Source organism: Phytohalomonas tamaricis (genome assembly GCF_003012345.1).
Taxonomy (GTDB): domain Bacteria; phylum Pseudomonadota; class Gammaproteobacteria; order Pseudomonadales; family Halomonadaceae; genus Phytohalomonas; species Phytohalomonas tamaricis.
Genome location: NZ_PVRV01000024.1, coordinates 501,417 through 521,112 on the forward strand (window position 1 = coordinate 501,417; position 19,696 = coordinate 521,112).

The window sequence follows — 19,696 nt, forward strand, 5'->3', positions numbered from 1 at the left end:
TGAAAATGTTATGACACACCGTATCATGCTATTTGGAAAACCAATCTAAAGATTGTCATCAAGAAAACTGCTTAATTGCGCCTTGGGCAAGGCGCCCACCCTGGTCGCTTCTACGCTTCCGTCAACAAATAACGTCAGTGTCGGTACACCACGAACACCATAACGGGCAGCCAAATCAGCATATTGATCGACATCAACCTTACATATCTTGATACGCCCTTCGTATTCGTTGGCGATTTCTTCAAGCACGGGAGAAAGCATGGTACATGGACCGCACCAGCTCGCCCAAAATTCTACTAGCGTGGGACCAGCATGTTCTATAACTTCGCGCTCGAAGCTCTGCTCATCGAGTGCAACGATAGGAGCATTCATCTTCTACCTCTGTATTTATACATGGTCAGCTAACGCAACCAAAAGATAACACTTCCAGCATAGCAGAGGAATTGACAACTTCCCCGGACAGCCGCAACCTTGGCTTAATGGAAAATATTAGCACTGCGCTAAGGGAATTGGCTCATGCACGATCACCAAACTGGTGACGCCTTACGCCGCTTGGCGGCAATCGATTTAGGCTCTAACAGCTTCCACCTTTTAATTGCACATCATGTCGATGGTCAATTTCACGTCATTGAAAAGCGCAGTGAAAAGGTCCAGTTAGCTGCGGGGCTTGACGATAATAATTGCCTGACCGATACCAGCATGGAACGTGCGCTTGCCTGTCTCTCGCAATTTGCTGTCTTTTTGAAAGGTATCGACTCGTGCAATATCCGAATTGTTGGCACCAATGCGCTGCGCAACGCAGCCAACAGTGAGACATTCGTTGCCCGGTCTGAAGCTGTCTTAGGCCAACCGATCGAAATTATTGCCGGACGTGAAGAAGCACGCTTGATCTATCTTGGCGCTGCTCATGCGCTTGCCGATGTGCATGGTAAGCGCTTGATTGTCGATATCGGTGGCGGCTCAACCGAGCTGATCATTGGCGAACATTTCGACCCACTCGCGCTCGAAAGTCTTGAAATGGGCTGCGTGACCTATACCAAGCGCTTTTTTAAAGATGATCTCATTACTGAGCAGCACATGCGTGCTGCTGAACGCGAGGCGCTTTCTGAACTTGCCAATATACGCAAAAACTATCTTGCGCTCGGCTGGGATGATCCCGTTGGCACATCAGGCACTATAAAGGCTGCTGCGCTTGTTCTTGGTGCACTTCAGCTTGGTGATGGCACCGGCATTACACGCAAGGGCTTAATGGCGCTGCGAGCGCGACTGATTGAATGCGGTCGTCTCGACAAGGTAGCGATGGATGGTCTCAAAGAGGATCGTGCGCGCGTCTTTCCTGCTGGCATAGCCATTTTATCCGCTGTGTTCGAGGCCCTTGAGCTCGATGTCATTCGCTATGCCAACGGGGCATTGCGTGACGGTGTTCTCTATGACCTGATTGGACGCAACACGCCGCAGGATTCGCGCCAACACAGCGTTGAAACCCTGGCCAAGCGCTTTGATATTGACACGCACCATGCCCACAACGTTGCCACGTGTGCGCTTGAATTATTCGATCAGGTTAGAGATAAATGGCAGCTTGATGATGAGTCACGCCTGTTCCTGAATTGGGCAGCGCGGCTGCATGAAGTCGGCTTAGCCATATCCCATAGCCGCTTTCATAAACACGGTGGATACTTGATCGAGAATACCGACTTGGCCGGGTTCTCTCGCCCCGAACAGAGCGCTCTCGCCTTTCTGGTCCGTGCCCATCGGCGCAAGTTTCCACTTAAGGAAGCCGGAGTTCTCACACAGAACTATCGCCAGCGCTGCATCAAAATTGCACGTTTACTGCGTCTTGCCGTAGTGCTCAATCATGCTCGACATGACCAGCCGGTTGAAGGCTTTACGCTCGACAGTAAAGGTGAAGAGCTCACGCTGAAGTTACCGGAGCAAGCCACGACGCCACTACTGATTGATGATCTGACGCGCGAGTGCGTCTATCAGCAGGAGGCGGGGTTTACTCTAAAAATAGTCACTTGACGATGTTTTTCGTTCACCATGACGTTTAAGAGATGCCTGCCATCCATCTGCCGTCAGCGTAAACGTCTCGCCTAGCACGGCAACCAGTTCCTTGCCGTGCCAGGCCAACACCAGCTGTCGTCTCTCCCAGGGAGGCACAGTATTATCCTGTAGAAGCGTCTTAAGCCGTCGGCTCATCCCTCCCCTCCGCAGACGCTCACCCCCTCGACGGGACATTACCCGTACAGTCTCGTACGCACCATCATCACGGTTTAACTGGTAGTACAATGTATGGCCTGGCGTGCGTAGCGGTGAAAAACCATCCCAGTCTTCCATCCAGTCAGCCGGTAATGGTATTCGCGGAACATGAAAGAGAAGCGTGCCGCGCCAAACATGCCCCTCCCCGCCCGGCCAGATAACATGCGCCTCGCTGTCATGACGCACACCAATCCTTGCGATCAACGTTTGCAACTGACGCTCAGCCGGCAAAGGCAAGCCTAGACATACCAGGCAGTGACGAATCAGTAAGCGTTGACGCGCTTCGGAGCGCTCAAGTAATGCCGCACAGGATAATCGCGCTGGGTTACCGCCCATCTGCTCAAGATCCAGCGCGGCAAACTCCGCAAGCAGCACATCAGCGTCACGGGCATGTCGAGCGGTGGCCGCCAACCGTACAACAGAGGCTGGCCAACGCTCATCAAGCACCGGCATCACACGATGACGGATATAATTACGGTCAAAATTCACATCATCATTGGTTGGATCTTCTACCCAGGATAAAGCATGTTGCCTGGCATAACGACGCAACTCATCGCGTCCTGCTTCCAGCAGTGGCCTCACCAGACGTCCCTCACCCAAGGTACGCGACGCTGGCATTGCGCCAAGGCCGGTTACGCCGGCACCGCGTAGCATGCGCAGCAGCAATGTTTCGGCCTGGTCGTCACGATGATGAGCCAGCCACAGCACATCATTGCGTCCGACATGCGATAAAAATATGTTATACCGTGCTTCGCGCGCCAGCGCTTCAAGACTGCCCCCTTGCGAGGCATCAAGCGCGACATATTCCAGTATCAGTGGAACATCAAGTGACGCACATAACGCTTGGCAGTGCTGAGCAAACGTATCGGCTGCAGCCTGAAGGCCATGATGAACATGTAACGCACGGAGATTGAAAGCATGTCGCTTACGTGCCTGGACAGCGAGATAAAGCAAACAAACGCTATCGCACCCGCCAGAAAGCGCAACCCATACCGTACCCTGCGGTGGCTTTTCCTTTAGGGCATCATCGATATATGCTGACAAATCCATCCATGAACCTCAGTCGTGTCCAGAAGAGACCAGAAACACAAAAGGCTGGGCTTAATCAGTAAAGAAAGGGCTAACCACGCAGTAACGGTTCAAAACAAATCGATGCGGCCAACACCATAGTCAGCCACATCGACTTTTTGATACTACTTGATACAGGCAAATACTGCTTCAGGGTGCGCCGTAGCTCATCAATCGCGCATAGCGACGTTCGAGCAACGCCTCAGTATTTAACCCATCAAGACGCTCAAGGCTCGCCAACAGTGCATTCTTGACACGCTCTCCCGTTTGAACGGGATGGCGATGCGCACCACCGAGTGGCTCATTGATCAATGTATCAACGAAACCCAACTCTTGAAGACGTGACGCCGTGATTCCCATCGCCTGCGCGGCATCGGGAGCTTTATCGGCGCTTTTCCAAAGAATCGAGGCACAACCCTCCGGCGAAATAACCGAATAGGTCGAGAACTGCAGCATCTGCAATTCATCACACACCCCGATTGCCAAGGCACCACCGGAGCCGCCCTCACCAATGACCGTGGCGATGATAGGTGTCTTTAGGCGTGACATGACCGCAAGATTGTAGGCGATCGCCTCACTCTGACCGCGCTCTTCAGCGTCAATACCTGGATAAGCACCGGGCGTATCGATGAAGGTCAATATCGGCATTTTAAAGCGCTCAGCCGTCTCCATCAGACGGCACGCCTTACGGTAGCCTTCGGGGCGCGGCATACCGAAATTGCGTCGCACTTTATCCTTGACGTTACGCCCCTTCTGATGCCCGATGATCATTACCGGACGGTCATCAAGACGCGCGGTACCGCCAACGATGGCAGCATCATCAGCGAAGTTACGGTCGCCGTGCATCTCATCAAACTCGGTAAATAGCTCATCGATGTAATCAAGCGTATAGGGACGCTGGGGATGACGAGAAAGCTGCGATACCTGCCAAGGCGTCAGATCCCGGAATATCTGTTCAGTCAGCTTGCGGCTTTTTTCCTCAAGCTTGGTGATCTCATCGCTGATGCTGATCTTGCTGTCGTTTCCAACCAGACGCAATTCTTCGATCTTGGCCTGTAGCTCAGCGATCGGCTGTTCAAAGTCCAAATAGTTCGGATTCATAAGGCTCTTTTGTCGTCGCGGGCAACCTGAATGTGTGCGGTCAGGCTGCGACCTGAACCATAATACCCATACCATGAACGACTCGTTATGAGCGAATCGGCACGGCCGGGCGCAAATATGCCATTATCTCATGGTATTTAAGCGGTGCAAGCAGCAGTCCTACTTTCACTGCCGCTATTCGTTAAGTTTTACTGACGATAGCACAGCCGGACATTTTCCTGCCCTTCGACTTCCGTCAGAGCAATCAGTAACTCATCGCATGGTGAAACCTTCCACTCGGCCCCCAGCTCGAAACAACCACTGGCCAAGGCATTACGATATTTAAGCCGTATCGGTAACCCTTCCTGATCCAGATGCTTGCTCAAGCTATCACGCAGCGAGGACGAAAAACGGCCATTGAGCCGTGCACCGTCGACACAAAGCTCGACCGCTTCGCCAAAGCGCGCCCGTGCCGCCGCCATGGGCGTGACTTCCTTGGCGCGCAGGCGCAAGCCACCGGAGTAGTCGTCACTTGAGACTTCTCCTTCGAGAATCAAGACCTGATCGGAAGCGATTTGCCCACGTACCTGGTCGTAAAGCTCACCGAACAGCGACGCCTCGATGCGGCCGGTACGATCATCAAGCGTCACGAAAGCGATCGTTTCGCCGCGTTTGGACTTCATGGTGCGCATCGCCACAACCAATCCTGCGACGCGCTGCGGCTCCCTTGACGGCTTGAGATCGACGATGCGCGTGGCAACGAAACGCTTGAGCTCAGCCTCATACTCATCAATCGGGTGGCCCGTCAGGTAAAGCCCCAGCGTATCTTTTTCACCCGAGAGGCGTTCACGATCAGTCCAGTTGCGCATGCGGCGATAGTCAGCATAACGATCGCCTTCCTCTTTATCTTCTTCAGAGGCGAAAGCCTCACCGAACATATCTACCATGCCCAAGCTGGCATTAGCATGACTCTGCGATGCGGCCTTGAGCGCATCTTCAAGCGCTGCCATCAACACGGCACGGGATGGCCCGAGGTGATCCAGCGCCCCTGAGCGTATCAGCGCCTCCAAGGTCCGCTTATTCATACGCTTGCCATCAACACGGCGACAGAAGTCAAAAAGATCCTTGAACGGTCCATCAGCCTGACGCGCCTCGACGATGGCACCGATCGGCCCCTCCCCGACACCACGGATCGCCCCCAGCCCATAGACGACCTGACCGTCTTCGTTAACGCTGAATTTATAGGCACCAATATTGACGTCGGGCGGCGTGACCGTCAGCCCCATCCGTCGGCACTCCTCAATCAACGGCACCACCTTGTCGATGTTCTGCATCTCGGTGGAAATAACCGCCGCCATGAAGGGCGCCGGATAGTGCGCTTTAAGCCATGCCGTCTGATAAGAGACCAAGCCGTAGGCTGCCGAGTGCGACTTGTTGAAACCGTAGCCGGCGAACTTCTCGACCAGATCGAAGATATTGCCCGCCAAGTCCTTATCAATACCGTTTGCGGCGCACCCTTCCATGAAGCCAGAACGCTGCTTGGCCATCTCCTCAGGTTTTTTCTTACCCATGGCGCGACGCAGCATATCAGCCTGACCAAGGCTATAGCCGGCGAGCACCTGAGCAATCTGCATGACCTGTTCCTGATACAGGATGATGCCGTAGGTAGGCTCAAGCACCGGTTTCAGCCACTCATGCTGATAATCGGGGTGTGGATAAGACAGTTCGGCACGACCATGCTTACGGTTGATAAAATCATCAACCATCCCCGACTGAAGTGGACCGGGACGGAACAGAGCCACCAAGGCGATCATATCTTCGAGCGAGTCGGGCTGCAGCCGTTTAATCAGCTCTTTCATGCCGCGTGATTCAAGCTGGAATACGGCTGTAGTCTCAGCCTTCTTCAGCATATCGAAGGTTTTGCTGTCTTTAAGCGGAATTGCCGCAATATCGAGCGGCGCTTCACCTTCGCGAGCGCGAATCACATCGACCATTTCCAGCGCCCAATCGATGATCGTCAGCGTGCGCAGGCCCAAAAAGTCGAACTTGACCAGCCCGGCCTCTTCAACATCGTTCTTATCAAACTGAACGACCAGGCCGTTACCCTCTTCGTCACATAAAAGCGGCGAGAAGTCGGTCAATTTGGTCGGCGCAATAACCACACCACCGGCATGCTTGCCGGTGCCGCGTGTGATGCCTTCAAGCTTGAGCGCCATCTCCCAGATTTCCTGGGCTTCTTCATCGTTTTCTACAAATTCTTTAAGCGCCGGTTCTTGTTCGACCGCCTTGGCCAGCGTCATCCCGACTTCGAACGGGATCAGTTTGGAGAGCTTGTCACCCAAGGAATAAGGCTTGCCCTGGGCACGAGCCACATCACGCACAACTGCCTTGGCCGCCATGGTGCCAAAGGTAACAATCTGCGACACGGCTTCACGACCGTAGCGCTCGGCGACGTAGTCGATAACGCTATCGCGCTTTTCCATGCAGAAGTCGACGTCGAAGTCGGGCATGGAAACACGCTCGGGATTGAGGAAGCGTTCAAACAGTAGATCGTATTCAAGCGGATCAAGGTCAGTGATTTCGAGCGCATAGGCGACCAGCGAGCCCGCACCTGAACCACGTCCCGGTCCGACCGGCACGTCGTTTTTCTTCCCCCACTGGATGAAGTCCATGACGATCAGGAAGTAGCCGGGAAAGCCCATCTGAATGATGATATCGAGCTCAAAGTCGAGCCGCTTGCGGTATTCCGGCTCATGCTCGGCGCGGTCTCGATCAGCGTAGATCGCCTGGGGCCTGTCAAATAGCTGATAGAGACGCTTGTCGAGTCCTTCATGGGAAACCTTGCGAAAGAACTCGTCCATGGTCATGCCTTCCGGCACCGGAAATTCCGGCAGGAAGTACTCGCCCATGCGCACATCGACACTGCATCGCGCCGCAATCATCACCGTGTTCTCGATTGCCTCGGGAATATCGGCAAATAGCTCGGCCATCTCTTCGGGGGACTTAAAATACTGCTCTTCTGAATAGCGCTTGACACGCCTGGGATCGTCAAGCGCCTTACCCTCACCGATAGCCACACGAGTTTCATGCGCCCAGTAGTCGTCGCGGGTCAGGAAACGAACGTCATTGGTGGCGACCACCGGCGTATCGGTCTCCATCGCCAGCTCGACGCTGAGATGAACGCACTCCTCGTCGTACTGGCGTCCAGTACGCTGCAGTTCGAGGTAGAAGCGGTCAGGGAAGAAGCGCTGCCATTCGGCCAGCAGTTCACGCGCCGTATCAACGTGATCAATCAATAGAAAACGACCGACTTCCCCTTCACGAGCACCCGACAGGACAATCAGCCCTTCATTCTGCGCAAATATCCACTCTTTATGCAGAATGGCACGCCCGTGATGCTGGCCTTCCTGCCAGCCGCGCGAAATCAGTTCGATAAGATGACGATAGCCGTCATTATTCATCGCCAGCAGTGTCAGACGATAGGGATGGCTCTCATCGAAGGGATTATGTAGCCACACATCGGCGCCGATAACCGGTTTGAGCCCAGCGCCTTGCGCGCCTTTGTACATCTTGACCAAGCCAAACAGGTTGGCCTCGTCAGTTAACGCTAACGCGGGCATGTCCGCTTCGGCGGCCGCCTTGATTAACGGTTTAAGGCGAACCAATCCATCGACAAGTGAATATTCGCTGTGTACGCGCAGATGTACGAATGGCGTCGTCATGGAACACTCGATAAGTTATTGACGAGATGCAAACACCTCGAAAGAAATTCAGAACAGCTCAAACTGGCGTTTGACTGGTGCAAAGGAACGGCGATGTTCAGGCAAAGGCCCAAAACGTTCCAGCGCCGCAAGATGCTCACGCGTGGGATAGCCTTTGTGCCGGGCAAACCCATAATCAGGATGACGCGCATCAAGCGCCACCATTTGTGCATCGCGCATGACCTTGGCCACAATCGACGCTGCGGCAATAGCGGCATGCCGGGCATCGCCTTTTACCACAGCCTGTCCGGGCAAATGATGCCCCGGTAGCCGATTACCGTCTACCAGCAAATACTCGGCACAAGGGGTCAGGGCGTCAATGGCACGGCACATGGCGAGATGCGTAGCATGAAAAATATTCAATTCATCAATTTCTGCCGGACTTGCCTCCGCTACGGCAAACGCGAGCGCCTTATCGCGGATCTCCCGATCAAGCCTCTCACGCTTTTGCGCCGAGAGCGCCTTGGAGTCGGTTAACCCCGCGATAGGCCGGTCTGGATCCAGAATTACCGCCGCCGCAACCACGGCGCCCACCAGCGGTCCACGTCCGACTTCATCGACCCCGGCCAATAAACTACCGTCATAAGCAATGTCCAACGGCGGAAACACGCTCATGGCATGGCCTGCCGCGAGGATGAGCGTCCCAATGCCAACACCGCATCGGCTGCACGCGCGCTGGCATTGCGTTGAAGATCGACATGCATGGCGCGAAAGCGCTGCGTCAACTCCGTATTAGCCGTCTCATCGGTAAGCAATGGCAACAGTGCCGCACCAATGGATTCAGGCGTGGCCTGATCCTGAATCAATTCAGGCACCAGCGTTTCGCGTGCAATCAGATTGGGCAGCGATATCCACTGTGTCTTGACCATACGCTTGGCAATCGTGTGGGTCATCGGCGCCATCTTGTAAGCGACCACCATGGGGCGATGGCAAAGCATCGCTTCAAGTGCGGCCGTCCCCGAAGCGAGCAAGACGGCATCGGCAGCTGTCATCGCTTCCCAGGAGCGACTATCGAGCAGATGCACATTAAGCGTGCTGGCGCCCAGCGTTTCCAGCTCACTGCGTCGCATCGGCGTAGCTGCAGGGATGACCACTTCGAGGTCAGGTAGTTCCTGGCGCAGCCATTTGATGGTGTCGATAAAGGTAGGGCCAAGATAGCGAATCTCGTTGCCACGCGACCCCGGCAACACAGCCAGCAACTTAGCGTCTGCAGCGATACCGAGCGCTTCTCTTGCGGCACGCCGATCATTATCAAGCGGCAACTCATCAGCCAGCGGATGACCGACGAACGTTACCGGTACCTTATGCTGTTCATAAAATCCTGCCTCAAAGGGCAGAAATGTCAGCATCTGGTCGACCGCTTCACGGATGGTCTTGACCCGCCCTTGCCGCCACGCCCACACGGAAGGACTGACATAATGCGCCGTTTTCATGCCCGTATTGCGCAGCTGACGTTCGAGGCCCAAATTGAAATCGGGCGCATCAATGCCCACCATGACATCGGAATGCCATTCAAGCGCCGCACGGCGCAGGTGGCGACGCACGCCAATTAAACGCGGCAAATGCTTGAGAACTTCGACAAGTCCCATCACCGATAACGTTTCAAGCGGATACAACACATCCAGCCCTTCCGCCATCATTCGCGGGCCACCGATACCACGGAATTCAACGGTGCCATGACGCGCTTTCATTTCACGCATCAAGCCACTACCAAGGATATCGCCAGAGAGCTCGCCAGCCACAAGAAAGACACGCATGATCAAAATCCTAGCGCGTGATACCTCGTGACGAGGCTCTCAATGAATCGACAAAGACCTGAACTTCCGGTGCAAGTGTCTGGCTCTCGAGTTGCTCGAGTACCTGGGCCAGCGTTTGTCGGCTTCTAAATACGCGCTTATAGGCGTCACGCAATGCGCTGATGGCTTCACTATCAAAACCACGCCGCTTAAGGCCTTCGGCATTGATCCCGTGGGTCTTGGCTGGATTGCCGCTAACCATGACATACGCGGCAATATCCTTGGTGATGATTGATCCACCACCGCACATGGCATGCGCACCGACATGACAGAATTGATGAACAGCGCAAAGACCACCAAGAATGGCGTAATCGCCAATCGTGACGTGCCCACCCAATGTCGCCTGGTTGGCCATGATGCAGTTATTGCCAATCACGCAGTCATGAGCCACATGTGCATAGGCCATGAAGAGGTTATTGCTGCCAATAGCCGTGAGTCCACGGTCCTGAACAGTGCCGCGATGAACGGTAACGCCTTCACGAAAGATATTGTTGTCGCCAATGACAAGTCGAGTCGGCTCGCCGTTGTACTTCTTGTCCTGACAATCCTCGCCAATCGAGGCAAACTGAAAGATGCGGTTACCCGCACCCATCGTGGTGGGTCCCTTAATCAACGTGTGGGGGCCGACTATGCAGTCCGGACCGATTTCGACATCGGGTCCTATGACACTGAACGCCCCGACTTCGACGCCGTCGGCAAGCCGTGCGTTTGGGTCGATGATGGCGGTTGAATGAATCAAGCGATCTTCCTCTCGGCACAGATCACGTCAGCCTCACAAACGAGTTCACCGTCCACGTGAGCGCGGCAAGCGAATTTCCATATACCACGACGTGCCTTGAGCATACGCGCCTCCAGACACAGTCGATCGCCTGGAAATACCGGACGCTTAAAGCGCACGTTATCACTACCCACGTAATAATAGATGTAGCCATCGGCGGGACGCTTGTCGACCGTCTTGAAGCCGAGGATACCGGCGGCCTGCGCCAATGCCTCGATGATCATCACGCCCGGCATGATCGGATGCCCAGGAAAGTGCCCGCTGAAGAACTGTTCGTTAATGCTGAGGTTCTTGTATGCCTTGATACTTTCGCCTTCCTGAATCTCAGTAACACGATCAACTAACAGAAAAGGATAGCGGTGCGGGAGATACTCTTGTATCTCGTTAATGTCCATTACCATGGGTATTAAAACCTTTAGAATAACGAAATGCCTGCCTCAGGGCAGGCATATAACAGGCGACAACGGGCGGGCATTATACTCGCACCGCAGAATACGCAAAGCCGCTTATTCGCCCTGCGCGTCGTTTTTATCACCTCGACCTAGCTTCTCAAGGCGTGTCAGACGCTTGGCCATATCATCGAGCTGCTTGTAACGTACCGCATTCTTGCGCCAGAGCTTGTTAGGCATCGAGCCTGTTCCTGACGAATAAACGCCGGGCACCTCAATGGAGTTGGTGACTAGGCTCATGCCTGTTACTTGAACACCGTCACAGATCTCCAGATGGCCAGCCAATCCTACGCCGCCACCGAGCAGACATTGACGGCCTACATGGGTCGATCCTGCGATGCCGACACATCCTGCCAGTGCGCTGTGATCACCAATATGTACATTATGAGCGATCTGCACCTGACTATCGATTTTAACGTCATTGCCGATGACAGTATCGCCCAGCGCACCGCGATCAATACTGGTACAACTGCCCACCTCGACGTCATCGCCGATCACGACACCACCGATCTGTGCGATCTTGTGCCACTGGCTACCGTCATGTGCAAAACCGAATCCGTCGCCGCCAATCACAGCCCCGCTATGGATAATGGCACGCTTGCCAATAACGACCCCATAATAGAGCGTGACATTGGCATGTAGCAGAGATCGCGCACCGATTTCACAGTCGGGCCCTACGCTGCAACCGGGTCCGATAATGACATCATCACCAAGCGTGACATTAGCGCCTATGACAGCACCGGGCCCGATCGAGACGCGCTCACCAATGCTCACGCTCTCATCGACGACAGCTGTAGCATCGATACCGGGCACCGAGCCTACCGGTGACAGATCAAAAAAATGCGACAAATGAGCATAACCGAGATATGGGTTTTCCAAAGTCAGCACATGCATAGAACAGTGCTCAGCATAGGATGGATGCAGCAGAACTGCCGCGGCCCGTGTAGTACCTAGGTACTTTAGGTAAGCGCGGTTAGCCAGAAAGGCAATGTCATCTGGGCCAGCATCGGTAAGCGTGGCGAGGCCGCTAACACGACGCTCGCCATCCCCGATCAAGCCAGCGCCCAATGCGCTGGCCAGCTCAGACAGTGTATATGTGTGCTTGGCGTTCGTATTCATTGGTCAGGGTGCAGGCGCTACCCTTCAGTTGTTCGAATTGAAAGCATTCGTGACCTCTTGGGTGAGATCGAGCGAATCTTTAGAATAGATAACACTATTGCGGTCGACGAGCACTTGTACATTATGGCGCTTAACAACCTGTTCAATCGCATTGTCGAGTTTAGGTTTGGCTGTTTTCAGGAACTGCTGCTCCTTCTGCTGGCGTGCCTGCTCGAGCTCAGCACGTTGCTGCTGAAACTGAGTGCCTTTCTGACGCAGCTGTTTAACCAGATTCTGACGCTCGGAATCTGACATTACATCGCCATTTTTCTGCAGCTTTTCCTGCAGTTGCTGCACTTCCTGACCGAGCGATTGAACCTGCTGCTGTTTGCTACCCAACTGATTCTTGAGTTCATTCATCGATTGCTTAGCTGCGTTGGTTTGCAGTAACGCCTGCTGCCAATCGAGCACGGCGATATCATCAGCCAACGCCGGCATGGCCATGCTTCCCATTATACCTGATAGACATAAGGCCAATGTCAACTTACGCATCTACTTCTCCTAATATCGTGCTGTACAGCAGGTCAGAATGTTTGCCCAAGCGAGAACTGGAAGAACTGCGTATCGTCTTCACTCTTTTCGTTCAAGGGCTGGGCAACGCTGAAGGTCAGCGGCCCAACGGGCGTCAGCCACGATAGTCCAATGCCGACGGAATAGCGCAATTCGCCAAGATCGATACCGGAGCTGCACTGTGACGTGTTACCCGCCTCGACCGGCAGACAATCGGTCAGATAAGTATTACCCGTGTCGAGGAAGAACGAACTTTGCAGCTGACGACGATCCTCGACGAACGGGAACGGGAAGATCAATTCGGCAGACCCTTCGATCAGCACATTACCGCCTAGCGTGTCGTCGTCACCGTCATTACGTTCAGTCGTTCTCTGCCCCAATGTATTACTGCTAAAGCCGCGCACCGAGCCGAGACCACCCGCGTAGAAATTCTCGTAGAACGGATAGATATCCTGGTCACCGTAAGTATTGGCATAACCGAGTTCAGTACGGAACTTGAGCGACCACTCAGGGTTGAGTTCGAACAGCTTCTGGCCGCGGTAGCGCAGTTTGTAGTACTCGGCATCACTACCCGGACCGGACGCTTCGATGGAAGCGCGCTGATAGCTGCCGTCAGTCGGCATGATGCCACGATTCAAATTATTGCGTGTCCAGCTAGCAGTCAGCTTATAACTATCGAACTCATCCCCTTCATCATTGATGAATTGAACGATTTCCGACGGCGTGTCGTCATAGGAATCAAGCGTCAGCCGCTCGATACCGACGCCGAAGTTGAGCCGCGACAATTCGCTGATAGGGTAGCCAAAATTGATTCCACCACCGATCGCATCGGTCGAATAGGTCGAGATGTCGGAATCTTCGTAATCAGTCTCGCGGTAATAAAGGTCATAACCGCGTGAGATGCCGTTAAGCGTCCAGTAGGGATCGGTGAAGCTGAACTTCAGGTTAGTGTAGTAATCGCTCTTCTGCGCCCCGACATCGACCCGGTTACCGGTTCCCAGGAAGTTACTTTGCGACAGCGATGCACCATAGATGATGCCCTCGGACTGAGCGAAACCGACACTCGCCGAGATGCTACCCGAGGGTTGCTCTTCGACATTATAAGTAACATCGAGCTGGTCGGGCTGATCAGGAACAGGGCGCGTCTCTACGTCGACCTGCTTGAAGAAACCTAGACGCTGCAAGCGCTGCTGGGACTGTTTGATGTCATCAGTTGATGCTGGAGCCCCTTCGAGCTGGACCATCTCGCGCCGCAGCACTTCGTCGGCAGTAGTGGTATTGCCCTTGAATTCGATCCGCCTGACATAAGCGCGCCGGCCGGGGTTAACCATGAAAGTAATATCAACCGTATCATCGGTATCGGATACTTGCGGTACGCTATCGACTTTGGCAAAGGCAAAACCTTCTGCGCCAAGGGCTTGACGCAACGCCTCAGACGATGCCGTCAATGCGGACTGTGAGAAGGTATCACCGGAGTGCGCCGTGACCAAGTCACGTGCTTTTGTTTCATCCATCTGTAGATCGCCGGAGAAACGCACGTTACCGATCTGGTAGCGCTTACCCTCGTCGACGTTGATGGTCACGAAGATATCCGATTTGCTGGGACTAATAGCGACTTGGGTGGACGCAATATTGAAATTAACGTAACCGCGATCAAGATAATAGGAACGCAGGCGTTCAAGATCGCCGGTCAACTTCTCGCGTGAATACTGATCGCTAGAAAACCAACCCAGGAACCAGCCCGGTTTGTCTTCAAGCTCGAACAGACCGCGGAGCGTATCGTCATCGAACGCCTGGTTGCCGACAATATTGATTTGCTTGATCTTGGCGACAGCACCTTCATTGATATCAACATCAACTTGCACACGATTGCGGTCAAGCTTCTCAACCGAGGTATTGATCTGGGCACTGTAACGTCCCTGAGCCTGGTAGACACGCTCAAGCTCACGCTGCATTTCGTCCAGTGTCGAGCGTTGCAATACCTGCCCTTCGGCAAGGCCGGCATCACTTAAACCTTTACGTAAATCGTCCTTGGAAATCTTGGAATTCCCTTTGATCTCGATCTTGGAAATCGAAGGACGTTCAACAACATTGACGACAAGCACGTCGCCATCCCGTCCGAGCCGGACATCATCGAAAAGCCCCGTCTTGAACAAGGCTTTACCGGCTTCGGCCAATGAATCGTCATCAATCTTGTCATGGGCGGAAATGGGTAAGGCGTTAAAGACGGTGCCCGCCGATACCCGTTGCAAGCCTTCCACACGGATGTCCGATACTTCAAAAGAGACAGCGAACGCCGCTTGGGAACTACCCAGCAACCAAACTACCAGTCCAATGGTTCTAATCTTCATGCCGTCATTTCGCTTTTACTGAATTCCGCCCGCAATGTGAGCCACCGTTCATCCTGTTCTGTGCGTCGAGTCGTCCTGCATGCCATGATGACAAGCCGAGATACAAGACTTACATCGCTCTCGGCTCCCCTAATGACAGTGTACTCTTTTCGGAGTACATCCAAGGCAGACGACACCACAAACGACGACACATTCCCGCACGGAACGTTTGCAAAAATGTTCTCGTCATCTCGCACACCATTCACACCGGACTACTCAGCGGCTCCTTTCGTGAACAGGCACCTTATACATAACGCAGCCTATCTGACAAGCATTCGCCACTAACGCAGCATTAAAAGGGAGAACAATGGCGTCACAGGCGCATCAGGTCAAAATAAAACGCCATTAACATCAAGGTTCCCACCAACGCCACACCAATGCGCAACCCCGCTGCTTGGGTACGCTCCGACAAAGGCCGACCGCGTACTACTTCCACGAAGTAATACAGCAAATGGCCTCCGTCCAGAACCGGGACGGGCAATAGATTCAGCACACCCAAGCTGATCGACAAGTAAGCCAAAAAGCCTATGAAGGTTTCAAAACCTGAACGCGCCGAATCACCAGCCACCCGTGCGATAGTGATCGGTCCGGACAGGTTGGAAGGCGAGATCAAGCCGATCAACATCTTGCGGATCGAGTCGAATGTCAAAAGCGTCATCTCGCCTGTCTTATGCGCGGCCTGCCCTATGGCCTCAAGCGGGCCATAGCGAAGCTCTCGCAGGTATTTTTCCGGCCAGTGACCCGGCTCAGCCGCCGCGCCGATGTAACCAATCGTCTGCCCATTTTCGAGATTACGACTATCAGGCGTAAGCGATAGCTGCCGGCGCTGGCCGTCTCGTTCAATCGTCAGCGTCAGAGCAACGTCGGGATGCTCACGTATTTGTTCGACAAAGGTGGCCCATTGATCGAGGGGATGATCATTAACGGCGATAATGCGATCCCCCTTCTGCAGGCCTGCAGTTGCGGCGCGCCCTTCATCGATCACTTCACCGATAACAGGAGCTGTCTCAGGTTGCCACGGCGTGATGCCCAACGTGGCCAATGGCTGAGGTGGGTCCTGCCGAGCCATGAAGTCTCTGACAGCAACGCGGTGACGCTCCACTCCTTGTCCCTGCTCGTCACGTACCGTCACATCCAACTGACTTGCGCCGATCGCGGCGACAAGTTTCAAATTGACCTCACTCCATGAGGGTGTCTTCTCATCATTGACCGCTACAATTTCCTGACCCGGCTCAAGCCCGCTGCGCGCAGCAGGCGAATCGGGAGAAACCTGACCGATGACAGGCGCCACCGTCGAAGCCCCATAAATGAACATCACCCAGTAAGCGACAAGCGCAAGCAGGAAGTTAGCAATCGGACCGGCACTGACGATCGCGATTCGTTTCCATACGCTCTGACGATTGAAGGCCTGCTCCAGCTGCTCTGGCGGAACATCGCCTTCACGCTCGTCGAGCATCTTGACGTAGCCACCCAGAGGAATAGCGGCTAAGGCGTACTCGGTGCCATGACGATCGGTGCGTGACCAAAATGGTTTACCGAACCCTACGGAAAAGCGCAAAACCTTGACGCCACAGCGACGCGCCACCCAAAAGTGTCCAAACTCATGAATAGTAACCAAGAGTCCGAGCACCACGATGACGGCAAGAATATTCTGGAGTGCGCTCATGTCAGGCCACCTCTCCTAGCTAAAACGAGACCGTAACAGACGCCTGGCTTCATCACGCGCACGACGATCATATTCCAGTACGCTATCAAGATCAGTAATGGGCTGGAGAGGCTGCGAAATTAAAACCGCTTCGACCAGCTCAGGGATAGACACAAAGGCCAGTTGATCTTCGAGAAAGGCCTGTACGGCAATTTCGTTAGCCGCATTCAATACCGCTGGCGCTGAGTCGCCTGCATTCATCGCCTCACGCGCCAAGCGCAGACAAGGGAAACGACGCTCATCAGGCGCTTCGAAGTCAAGCCGACCGATGGCAAACAGGTCGAGCATCTCGACCCCGGCATCGATCCGTTCCGGCCAAGCCAGGCCGAACGCAATCGGTGTACGCATATCAGGGTTACCCAGCTGAGCCAGCACAGAACCATCGTTATACGCAGCCATTGAATGGATGACGCTCTGCGGATGAATGACAATCTGAATCTTGTCCGGCGTTGTATCGAACAGCCAGCATGCCTCGATCAGCTCAAGCCCCTTGTTCATCATCGATGCTGAATCAACGGAAATCTTACGCCCCATCGACCAATTCGGATGAGCACAAGCCTGGTCAGGCGTCACATCTTTCAGTCGCTCGGCCGGCCAGTCACGAAAAGGTCCGCCCGAAGCGGTCAAGAGAAGCTGGGAAACACCTTGTCGAGCGAGACCTTCACGATGCTGATGTGGTAGACACTGAAAGATGGCATTATGTTCCGAGTCGATCGGCAGCAATAATGCACCTGACTGCTCGACCTCTTTCATGAACAGAGCCCCTGAGGTTACCAGGGCCTCCTTGTTGGCCAGTAGAACACGCTTGCCAGCACGTACCGCAGCAAGTGTAGGGACTAGTCCTGCAGCACCGACAATAGCTGCCATGACGATATCCACTTCACCAGCATTTGCCACATCAACCAGCGCTTGTTCACCTGAAAGCACTTCAGTCGGCAAACCATGCTCAGCAAGTGCATTACGCAGCCAAGCTGCATCCAGTTCGCTACCAATGACCGCAATGGCCGGGCGATGCTTTATACACTGTTCACGCAATGCTTCTCGGCGTGAAAAGGCGGTAAGAGCAAAGACACAGTAGCGATCGGGATGGCGCGCAATGACATCGAGCGTACTCGTCCCAATCGATCCGGTTGCCCCCAAAATAGTGACAGACTGCATGTGTATAAGATTATCCAATCCAAGGGGCAAGCAAGGCAAACAAAGGAATGGCTGCGGTCAGGCTGTCGATGCGGTCAAGCAGACCACCATGGCCGGGAAGTAAACGTCCCGAATCTTTGAGACCACGATGACGTTTCAGCATGCTTTCAAGTAAGTCTCCAAGTACCGAGGAGAGCGTGACCACTTCTGAAATCAGCACCAGCAGCAGCGTTTGGAAAAGGCTGAGCTCTTGCCATAGAGCCATCAGCAAGGCCAGCACTAGGCTGCCCGCCATCTCACCATAAACACCTGCCCAGGATTTTCCTGGACTAACACGCGGCGCCAGCTTTCGCTTTCCGAAAGCTCGTCCGGCAAAATAAGCACTGATATCTGCGCCCCAGACCAGAATGAGCACATATAACAACCAGACCGGGGCCTCGCGCAGCAGTAAAAAACCGACCCAGCATGGCAGCAAGACCCAGATACCAATAACAAACCGCACCCATACGCTTTCCCACTGCCCGACATGCTGTGGATAGTGAACAACCCAATAAAGACTGAGTAGCCAGCCCAGCAGAGCAATCCACAATGGCCACGTATGGTAAGCAATCCCAGATGACCAGGCCAACGCCATCAGGGCTATAAGCAGCAAAACGAACAGGCTTTTATCTTTGGGATGCTCTGCACCCGCGAGATTGGACCATTCCCACCCGGAGGCCGCGACGACAATGCCAACAAAACAGGCAAACCAGCCACCATGTAGCGTGAACAATAACACCAGTGCTAAAGGAGCAATCACCAGTGCGGTCAATACGCGTTGCTTAAGCACCCTGGACCTCAACCTGTTCGTCTGTCATGCCAAAACGGCGCTTGCGCTGACTGAACGCTTCCAGCGCCTCATCAAACGCCTCAACTCCGAAATCAGGCCAGTACAACGGAGAAAAGTAAAGCTCGGCATAGGCCATCCGCCACAGCAGAAAGTTGCTGATCCGCTGCTCGCCACTGGTACGAATACATAAATCGACATCAGGCACATCGTCGATACGCATTTCGCTATCGAAACGTGCCTCATCAATATCGGCAGCAGCTAATTGCCCTCTTTCAACACGTTCGGCAAGGCGTTTAGCGGCCTGTGCAATATCCCACCGGCCACCATAGTTCACGGCAATAATTAAATGCAGCCCACTATTATCGCGAGTGAGCGCTTCCGCTTTCCCAATCGCCTTTTGCAAGGAATTTGGCAGCCGCTCTCGTTCGCCGATAATACTCAAGCGAATGCCATTTCTATGTAGGCGATTAATTTCACGTCGGAGAGCGATGATGAACAGCTCCATCAAGGCGCTCACTTCCTGCGAAGGCCGTTTCCAGTTTTCACTGGAGAAGGCAAACAGAGTAACCGCCTCAAGCTTTCGCTCGGCAGCACGCTGAATGACCGCGCGTACGGATTCAACACCCGCATGATGGCCACGTATACCCGATAACCCCCGAGCTTTCGCCCAGCGGTTGTTTCCATCCATGATAATGGCCACATGGCGTGGCGCTCTAGACGCATATGATGACGTCATGAATACTCACATCAGCTACGGGCGGCGGACCGCCCGCCGC

Annotated in this window: 16 protein-coding genes; 1 reads left to right on the forward strand and 15 read right to left on the reverse strand. The window is 54.1% G+C overall.

Annotated elements, in window-relative coordinates:
* Positions 1-45 precede the first annotated feature (45 nt).
* Complete coding sequence (gene trxA / locus C3Z11_RS16080; protein ID WP_106478937.1) at positions 46-372, reverse strand: thioredoxin; 327 nt, start codon at positions 370-372, stop codon at positions 46-48.
* Between the two features lie 144 nt (positions 373-516).
* Between trxA and C3Z11_RS16085 the strand changes: the two genes are divergently transcribed.
* Positions 517-2,022, forward strand: coding sequence for a Ppx/GppA phosphatase family protein (locus C3Z11_RS16085; RefSeq protein WP_106478938.1), 1,506 nt, complete (start codon positions 517-519; stop codon positions 2,020-2,022).
* Here C3Z11_RS16085 and tilS read toward each other — a convergent pair.
* The 14 genes from tilS to uppS form a co-directional block, all read right to left on the reverse strand.
* Complete coding sequence (gene tilS / locus C3Z11_RS16090) at positions 2,005-3,309, reverse strand: tRNA lysidine(34) synthetase TilS (RefSeq protein ID WP_106478939.1); 1,305 nt, start codon at positions 3,307-3,309, stop codon at positions 2,005-2,007. The two genes, C3Z11_RS16085 and tilS, sit on opposite strands and share 18 nt — an antisense overlap.
* A 168-nt stretch (positions 3,310-3,477) precedes the next feature.
* Entirely contained in the window at positions 3,478-4,428 is a 951-nt protein-coding gene (gene accA / locus C3Z11_RS16095; RefSeq protein ID WP_106478940.1) for an acetyl-CoA carboxylase carboxyl transferase subunit alpha, read from the reverse strand.
* Positions 4,429-4,616: 188 nt separating this feature from the next.
* Positions 4,617-8,129, reverse strand: a complete 3,513-nt coding sequence (dnaE, locus tag C3Z11_RS16100; protein WP_106478941.1) for a DNA polymerase III subunit alpha — start codon at positions 8,127-8,129, stop codon at positions 4,617-4,619.
* A gap of 48 nt (positions 8,130-8,177) precedes the next feature.
* Positions 8,178-8,783, reverse strand: coding sequence for a ribonuclease HII (gene rnhB / locus C3Z11_RS16105; RefSeq protein WP_106478942.1), 606 nt, complete (start codon positions 8,781-8,783; stop codon positions 8,178-8,180).
* A complete protein-coding gene (gene lpxB / locus C3Z11_RS16110) occupies positions 8,780-9,925 on the reverse strand; it encodes a lipid-A-disaccharide synthase (RefSeq protein ID WP_106478943.1) in 1,146 nt (381 codons plus the stop codon). The genes rnhB and lpxB overlap by 4 nt, the downstream gene beginning before the upstream one ends.
* A gap of 10 nt (positions 9,926-9,935) precedes the next feature.
* The gene (lpxA, locus tag C3Z11_RS16115; protein ID WP_106478944.1) at positions 9,936-10,703 is read right to left on the reverse strand and encodes an acyl-ACP--UDP-N-acetylglucosamine O-acyltransferase; all 768 of its coding nucleotides are present in this window, start codon (positions 10,701-10,703) and stop codon (positions 9,936-9,938) included.
* On the reverse strand, positions 10,700-11,143 hold the full coding sequence (gene fabZ, locus C3Z11_RS16120; RefSeq protein WP_106478945.1) for a 3-hydroxyacyl-ACP dehydratase FabZ: 444 nt from the start codon (positions 11,141-11,143) through the stop codon (positions 10,700-10,702). Before fabZ ends, lpxA begins: the two co-directional genes overlap by 4 nt.
* Positions 11,144-11,248: 105 nt before the next feature.
* Positions 11,249-12,310 carry a UDP-3-O-(3-hydroxymyristoyl)glucosamine N-acyltransferase gene (gene lpxD / locus C3Z11_RS16125; RefSeq protein WP_106478946.1) on the reverse strand — a complete coding sequence of 354 codons (1,062 nt, stop codon included), beginning with the start codon at positions 12,308-12,310 and terminating at the stop codon, positions 11,249-11,251.
* A 24-nt stretch (positions 12,311-12,334) separates the two neighbouring features.
* Positions 12,335-12,841 carry an OmpH family outer membrane protein gene (locus tag C3Z11_RS16130; protein WP_106478947.1) on the reverse strand — a complete coding sequence of 169 codons (507 nt, stop codon included), beginning with the start codon at positions 12,839-12,841 and terminating at the stop codon, positions 12,335-12,337.
* 32 nt (positions 12,842-12,873) lie between these two features.
* A complete protein-coding gene (bamA, locus tag C3Z11_RS16135) occupies positions 12,874-15,210 on the reverse strand; it encodes an outer membrane protein assembly factor BamA (protein WP_262927456.1) in 2,337 nt (778 codons plus the stop codon).
* A 352-nt stretch (positions 15,211-15,562) separates the two neighbouring features.
* Entirely contained in the window at positions 15,563-16,915 is a 1,353-nt protein-coding gene (gene rseP, locus C3Z11_RS16140) for a sigma E protease regulator RseP (RefSeq protein ID WP_106478948.1), read from the reverse strand.
* A 15-nt stretch (positions 16,916-16,930) separates the two neighbouring features.
* Complete coding sequence (gene ispC, locus C3Z11_RS16145) at positions 16,931-18,112, reverse strand: 1-deoxy-D-xylulose-5-phosphate reductoisomerase (RefSeq protein WP_106478949.1); 1,182 nt, start codon at positions 18,110-18,112, stop codon at positions 16,931-16,933.
* Between the two features lie 10 nt (positions 18,113-18,122).
* On the reverse strand, positions 18,123-18,920 hold the full coding sequence (locus C3Z11_RS16150) for a phosphatidate cytidylyltransferase (protein ID WP_106478950.1): 798 nt from the start codon (positions 18,918-18,920) through the stop codon (positions 18,123-18,125).
* The gene (uppS, locus tag C3Z11_RS16155) at positions 18,913-19,656 is read right to left on the reverse strand and encodes a polyprenyl diphosphate synthase (RefSeq protein ID WP_106478951.1); all 744 of its coding nucleotides are present in this window, start codon (positions 19,654-19,656) and stop codon (positions 18,913-18,915) included. Before uppS ends, C3Z11_RS16150 begins: the two co-directional genes overlap by 8 nt.
* Between the last annotated feature and the right edge of the window lie 40 nt (positions 19,657-19,696).